Genomic DNA, 6213 nt, shown 5'->3' with positions numbered 1-6213 from the left:
GTAGTACATTTGGCTGATCTTCTCAGTGCCCTTTTAGGGCTGGTCAGTAATAGAGGCTTATAGCCGCAGAACAAACCACCCGTTAAACGGGGGGTTTTGATTTTGTTTGAAATTTAAAATATTCAATTCTCAAACAGATTATTTTAATTATGACTATCATCCATACTATAATAACCAATGTAACAAATAAAGGAGTAGATAATTCATGAGACAAGATATCAAGCAATATATAAATGGCGAATGGGTTGAAAGTCATAGTGGACAAACATTAGATGTTATTAACCCTGCTACAGAAGAAGTTATGGGTAAAATTGCTGCAGGTAACAATCAAGATGTTGATGACGCTGTAGCTGCCGCTAAAAAAGTGTACGTGAAATTTAGAAATACTTCTTTAGAAGAAAGAAAAGCTTTATTAGAACGAATTGCAGATGAATATGAAAATAGAAAAGAAGATTTAATAGATGTAATGACGGATGAGCTTGGCTCACCAATTGAAAAATCAGAATCTGTTCATTATCAAATGGGCTTAAATCATTTTAGAGAAGCAAGTAAAGCGATCGATTCAATTCAATTTGAAGAACGTCGTGGTGATGATTTAGTTATTAAAGAAGCTATCGGTGTTTCTGGATTAGTAACACCATGGAACTTCCCAACTAACCAAACATCATTAAAATTAGCTGGTGCATTTGCTGCAGGTTCACCTGTAGTCTTAAAACCATCTGAAGAAACACCATTTGCAGCGATTATTTTAGCTGAAATATTTGAAAAAGCTGGCGTGCCTAAAGGTGTGTTCAACTTAGTAAATGGTGATGGCCAAAGTGTTGGTGATCCATTAAGTTCACATCCTGATGTACGTATGATGTCATTTACGGGTTCAGGTCCAACTGGTAGAAAAATCATGGAAAACTCAGCTAAAGACTTCAAAAAAGTATCATTAGAGCTAGGTGGTAAATCACCATTAGTAGTGTTAGATGACGTTGATATCGAAGAAGCAGCTAAAGGTGCAGTTGCTAAGTTCGTACAAAATACTGGTCAAGTTTGTACAGCAGGTACACGTACATTAGTACCAGAAAGTATTAAAGATGAATTTATCGCAGCAGCTAAAAAAGCAATTGAAAATGTTAAAGTTGGTAATCCTAGAGAAGCTGGCCAAGATGCAGGTCCAGTTGTATCTAAAAAACAATTTGATACAGTTCAAAGCTATATTCAAAAAGGTATCGATGAAGGTGCAACATTATTACATGGTGGTGTTGGTAAACCAGACGGTCTTGAAAAAGGTTACTTCGTTAAACCAACATTATTTACTGATGTAACTAATGATATGACAATTGCTCAAGAAGAAATCTTTGGTCCAGTAGGTACAATTATTACTTATAAAGACTTAGATGAAGCAATTGAAATTGCAAATGATACAATTTATGGTTTAGCAGCATATGTATATGGTAAAGATATAGAACGTGTAAGAGAAGTTGCTAAATCATTAGAAGCAGGTACTGTGGAAATTAATGACGCAGGTAGAAAACCTAATTTACCATTCGGTGGTTATAAACAATCAGGTATTGGTAGAGAATGGGGCGACTATGGAATTGAAGAATTCTTAGAAATTAAAGCAATTCCTGGTTATTTTAAAGAATAGTAAAATTACAAAATACAATATATTTTTAAGACTGAAACATTTCGATGTTTCAGTCTTTTTATATGATAGTTATAATTGAATAAAAAAGTGAAATATTTTAACATAATTTATATATAACTTATTTTGTCATCTTCATAAAAAAATGCTATAGTTTAAAGGCAGATTATAAATCTGATAAAAATGAATGAGATTTTTAAGAAATGGGTGTCATAAATATGGCTGAAAGAGTTAGAACAAGTCCTCAGTATGAATCGTTTCACGAATTATACAAGAACTATACAACTAAAGAATTAACATCAAAGGCAAAAGAACTAAGAATAACAAATTATAGTAAATTAAATAAAAAAGAACTTGTCTTAGCAATTATGGAAGCTCAAATGGAAAAAGACGGCAACTATTATATGGAAGGTATCTTAGATGATATTCAACCTGATGGTTATGGCTTTTTACGTACTGTTAACTATTCTAAAGGTGAAAAAGATATTTATATATCTGCTAGCCAAATTAGACGCTTTGAGATTAAAAAAGGTGACAAAGTAACTGGTAAAGTTAGAAAACCTAAAGAAAATGAAAAGTATTACGGATTGTTACAAGTTGACTTTGTAAATGATCAAAATGCAGAAGAAGTTAAAAAAAGACCACACTTTCAAGCGTTAACTCCTCTATACCCACAACAACGTATCCAATTAGAAACTACAAGTAAAAATTATTCAACTAGAATCATGGATTTAATTACGCCAATAGGTCTAGGACAACGTGGAATGATTGTAGCACCACCTAAAGCTGGTAAGACATCATTACTTAAAGAAATAGCAAATGCTATCGCAATTAACCAACCAAAAGCGAAATTATTTGTATTATTAATTGGGGAACGTCCAGAAGAAGTAACGGATATTGAACGTTCTGTTGAACAAGCTGAAGTCGTTAACTCAACTTTTGATGAGCCGCCAGAACATCATGTTAAAGTGGCTGAATTACTACTTGAAAGAGCTAAACGTCTTGTTGAAATCGGTGAAGATGTCATCATATTAATGGATTCATTAACAAGATTAGCTAGAGCATATAACTTAGTCGTGCCACCAAGTGGTAGAACATTATCAGGTGGTTTAGATCCAGCATCACTTCATAGACCTAAACATTTCTTCGGAGCTGCTAGAAATATTGAAGCGGGTGGTAGTTTAACAATATTAGCGACTGCATTAGTTGAAACAGGTTCTCGTATGGACGATATGATTTATGAAGAATTTAAAGGTACAGGTAACATGGAACTTCATTTAGATCGTAAATTGTCTGAGAAGAGAGTATTCCCTGCAATTGATATTAGAAGAAGTTCAACACGTAAAGAAGAATTGCTTTTAGATAAAGAAGAACTTGAAATGATTTGGCAACTACGTAATTTATTTACTGATTCAAATGATTTCTCTGAAAGATTTATTAGAAAGTTAAAACGCACGGATTCTAACGAAGAATTCTTTGAAGTTTTAAGAAAATCTATGGTCGATAGTGCCAAGACTGGTAAACCGATTATATAAATTTAAGGTTGCATTTTAATTCTTCAACATATATAATATGTAAGTATTGAGTGAATAAGTCACAAATAAACTCTGTTCCAGATGGTTCAGGGCAAAGGAGCTGAAAAAAATGAAACAAGGAATTCATCCAGAGTATAATAAAGTTATCTTTTTAGATACAACTACAGACTTCAAATTCTTAAGTGGTTCAACACGTACTTCAAATGAAACTATGGAATGGGAAGATGGAAACGAATACCCAGTTATCCGTTTAGATATCTCTTCAGATTCACATCCATTCTATACAGGACGTCAAAAATTCGCATCTGCGGATGGTCGTGTGGAACGCTTCAACAAAAAATTTGGTTTCAAATCAAACAACTAATTATGAAGCGAATCAAGCATCCTTTTATAAAGGGTGCTTTTTTTTGTAAAAATTAATAAATAAGTAAAAATAATATGATATAATTAAGCGATTATGTTGAAAAAGGTGGATAAGTAATATGTACGAAAATTACCATTCCGGATGGATAGAATGTATTTGCGGAAGTATGTTTAGTGGTAAGTCTGAAGAGCTTATAAGACGTCTGAGAAGAGGTTTATATGCGAAACAAAATGTAAAAGTATTTAAGCCATCTATTGATAATCGATATAGTGAAGAAGCTGTAGTATCTCATAATGGAAATCAACTTGAGGCAATCAGCATAGAACATTCTAGTCAAATATTAAAATATGATTTACAAGGCATCGATATTATTGGAATAGATGAAGTCCAATTTTTTGATAATGAAATCGTAAGCGTAGCACAAAAGTTAGCAGAAGAGGGCTATCGAGTTGTTGTAGCTGGATTAGATATGGACTTTAAAGGTGTGCCATTTGAACCAATGCCTGAAATGATGGCAGTTGCGGAAATTGTAACAAAATTACAAGCGGTATGTGCAGTGTGTGGATCTCCATCAAGTCGAACACAAAGACTTATAAATGGTGAACCAGCACATATTGATGACCCGATTATATTAGTTGGTGCAGACGAAAGTTATGAACCAAGATGTAGAGATCATCATATAATTAGAACTGAAATAAGGAGTGATATAAATGTTTGATCAATTAGAAATTGTTGAAAATAGATATGAACAATTAAATGAATTACTTAGTGATCCGGATGTCGTTTCGGATACAGACAAGCTAAGAAAATATTCAAAAGAACAATCTGACTTACAAAAGACAGTTGATGTATATAGAACTTATAAATCTGTTAAAGGTGACATTGAAGATGCGAAATTAATGTTAAACGAAACAACAGATAAAGAAGAACAAGATATGTTGAAAGAAGAAATTAACAGTCTTACTAAACAAGTACCTGAATTAGAATCTGAATTAAAATTCCTACTTATTCCTAAAGACCCTAACGATGATAAGAACGTTATTATGGAAATTCGTGGCGCAGCGGGTGGAGATGAAGCGGCTATTTTCGCAGGTGACTTATTCAGAATGTATTCAAGATTTGCTGAAGCACATGGCTACAAAATTGACGTCGTTGAAGAGAATATTAGTGACCATGGTGGTTATAAAGAAGTCAGCTTTTCTATTCAAGGAAACGGTGCATTCAGTAAACTTAAATATGAAAATGGCGCACACCGTGTACAACGTGTACCAGAAACTGAATCTGGTGGACGTATTCATACTTCTACAGCAACAGTTGCAGTATTACCTGAAGCTGAAGATGTTGAAATTGATATTAGAACTGAAGATTTAAAAATCGAAACTTACCGTTCTAGTGGTTCAGGTGGTCAGCACGTCAATACGACAGACTCAGCTGTACGTATCACGCATTTACCAACTGGTATTGTTGCGACATCATCTGAAAAATCTCAAATTAAGAACCGTGAAAAAGCATTTAAAGTATTGAAAGCCAGAGTTTACGATATGATGGTTCAAGAAGAAAATGCTAAATACGCTGAAAAAAGAAAGTCTGCTGTTGGTACAGGAGATCGTTCAGAAAGAATTAGAACGTATAACTATCCTCAAAACAGAGTAACTGACCATCGTATTGGATTAACTTTACAAAAGTTAGATCAAATTATGGAAGGTAAAGTTGACGAAATTATCGATGCATTAACGTTGCATGAACAAACGGAAAAATTGGAAGAATTAAATAATGGCCAATTATAATTTTCAACAGTTACTAAATGAAACTTATGATGGATTATCAGCACGAGGGTTTGAAACCTCTCGTGCTGATTGGTTATTAGAGGATATTTCAGGCATGTCTAGAACACAAATTGCCATGAATTTAAATCAAAATGTACCTGATAATATTTTGGATGCATACTTAAATAGTAGAGAACGTATGTATGAAGGTGAGCCTGTACAGTATATTGCAGGTTTTGCAGAATTTTATGGTAGAAAGTTCAAAGTGAACCAACATGTATTAATACCTAGACCTGAAACAGAAGAACTTGTCTATCAAACATTACAAATGATTCAGGACGAGCAAGTAGTCGTATGTGACATAGGAACGGGTACAGGAGCTATCGCAATTACACTGAAAAAAGAGCGACCTGATTTATCTATTATCGCAACTGATATTAGTGAAGAAGCATTATTAATCGCTCAAACAAATGCATCAACACTTGAAGCACCGATAGAATTTTTAAAAGGTAAATCTTTAGAACCACTAATTAAAGAAAATATTAAAGTGGATGTACTCGTATCCAATCCACCGTACATTTCATATGAAGAACAAAAAGAAATGTCTGATACTGTCTTAAATTATGAACCACATTTGGCTTTATTTGCGGAAGATGATGGCTTAGCGATCTATAAAGATATTATTCTAAATTTAGAACACGTTATGTCGGATAATGGACTCGTCATTTTTGAAATTGGCCATTTACAAGGTGAACTATTAAAAGACTTTATTGAAACCCATTTGAATGTTGAACATGTAAAAATCATTCAAGATATAAATCAAAACAATCGTATGATACAATTTAATTGGAATAATCAATAGAAGTTATGCACATTTAACGGGAGTTATCCACGTTGTGTGGATAACTTTTGTTT

The 6213-nt window shown here is 33.3% G+C and carries 6 protein-coding genes; all 6 read left to right on the top strand.

From position 1 onward, the window contains the following. Nucleotides 1-205 precede the first annotated feature (205 nt). The 6 genes from LQ686_RS11255 (at nucleotide 206) to prmC (ending at nucleotide 6160) form a co-directional block, all read left to right on the top strand. Complete coding sequence (locus tag LQ686_RS11255) at nucleotides 206-1636, top strand: aldehyde dehydrogenase family protein (protein WP_239733333.1); 1431 nt, start codon at nucleotides 206-208, stop codon at nucleotides 1634-1636. A gap of 215 nt (nucleotides 1637-1851) precedes the next feature. Continuing rightward, nucleotides 1852-3168 carry a transcription termination factor Rho gene (rho, locus tag LQ686_RS11250; protein ID WP_025904466.1) on the top strand — a complete coding sequence of 439 codons (1317 nt, stop codon included), beginning with the start codon at nucleotides 1852-1854 and terminating at the stop codon, nucleotides 3166-3168. Nucleotides 3169-3277: 109 nt separating this feature from the next. After that, a complete protein-coding gene (locus LQ686_RS11245; protein ID WP_025904467.1) occupies nucleotides 3278-3532 on the top strand; it encodes a type B 50S ribosomal protein L31 in 255 nt (84 codons plus the stop codon). A 118-nt stretch (nucleotides 3533-3650) separates the two neighbouring features. Further along, nucleotides 3651-4250, top strand: coding sequence for a thymidine kinase (locus tag LQ686_RS11240; RefSeq protein ID WP_239733332.1), 600 nt, complete (start codon nucleotides 3651-3653; stop codon nucleotides 4248-4250). Beyond that, nucleotides 4243-5319, top strand: a complete 1077-nt coding sequence (gene prfA, locus LQ686_RS11235) for a peptide chain release factor 1 (protein ID WP_025904469.1) — start codon at nucleotides 4243-4245, stop codon at nucleotides 5317-5319. Before LQ686_RS11240 ends, prfA begins: the two co-directional genes overlap by 8 nt. Beyond that, nucleotides 5306-6160 (top strand): peptide chain release factor N(5)-glutamine methyltransferase, encoded by an 855-nt coding sequence (gene prmC / locus LQ686_RS11230; RefSeq protein WP_107565676.1) that lies wholly within the window; start codon nucleotides 5306-5308, stop codon nucleotides 6158-6160. The genes prfA and prmC overlap by 14 nt, the downstream gene beginning before the upstream one ends. Nucleotides 6161-6213: the final 53 nt, after the last annotated feature.

It is taken from the genome of Mammaliicoccus sp. J-M41, from assembly GCF_022385935.1.
Taxonomy (GTDB): Bacteria; Bacillota; Bacilli; order Staphylococcales; family Staphylococcaceae; genus Mammaliicoccus; species Mammaliicoccus sciuri_A.
The sequence above is the reverse complement of the archived record's forward strand: the minus strand, read 5'-3'. Positions and strand labels throughout refer to the sequence as shown.

Excerpts from the sequence above, each read along its gene's own strand:
- LQ686_RS11255 (WP_239733333.1), top strand. The coding sequence starts at position 206 with ATGAGACAAGATATCAAGCAATATATAAATGGCGAATGGGTTGAAAGT.
- rho (WP_025904466.1), top strand. The coding sequence starts at position 1,852 with ATGGCTGAAAGAGTTAGAACAAGTCCTCAGTATGAATCGTTTCACGAA.
- LQ686_RS11245 (WP_025904467.1), top strand. The coding sequence starts at position 3,278 with ATGAAACAAGGAATTCATCCAGAGTATAATAAAGTTATCTTTTTAGAT.
- LQ686_RS11240 (WP_239733332.1), top strand. The coding sequence starts at position 3,651 with ATGTACGAAAATTACCATTCCGGATGGATAGAATGTATTTGCGGAAGT.
- prfA (WP_025904469.1), top strand. The coding sequence starts at position 4,243 with ATGTTTGATCAATTAGAAATTGTTGAAAATAGATATGAACAATTAAAT.
- prmC (WP_107565676.1), top strand. The coding sequence starts at position 5,306 with ATGGCCAATTATAATTTTCAACAGTTACTAAATGAAACTTATGATGGA.